Below are 284 nucleotides of genomic sequence, written 5' to 3'. Positions count from 1 at the left end.
CCGTCAATCTTCACCTTCTACCCGGTTCAAGGAAAGTGTTATGCCGAATCTCCCCTTCCAGAAACCACATCGTACACTGTGGCATTTTATTCCGGGGTTAGCCCTGAGTGCAGTTATCACCGGGGTCGCCCTGTGGGGTGGTTCCATTCCCGCGGTTGCGGGTGCCGGGTTTAGTGCCCTCACCCTCGCAATCTTGTTGGGGATGGTTTTAGGCAACACCATCTATCCGCACATCTGGAAAAGCTGTGACGGTGGTGTGCTGTTTGCCAAGCAATATTTATTAC

The 284-nt window shown here is 52.8% G+C and carries 1 protein-coding gene; it reads left to right on the top strand.

The annotated features are described in order from the left end of the window. Window positions 1-40 precede the first annotated feature (40 nt). A partial coding sequence (locus ACNQ0T_RS24075; protein ID WP_417930482.1) for a putative sulfate exporter family transporter occupies window positions 41-284 on the top strand: 244 nt, incomplete at its 3' end.

The organism is Enterobacter cloacae complex sp.6700776, assembly GCF_048284255.1.
Taxonomy (GTDB): domain Bacteria; phylum Pseudomonadota; class Gammaproteobacteria; order Enterobacterales; family Enterobacteriaceae; genus Enterobacter; species Enterobacter intestinihominis.
This window is presented reverse-complemented; position numbering and strand designations above follow the sequence as displayed.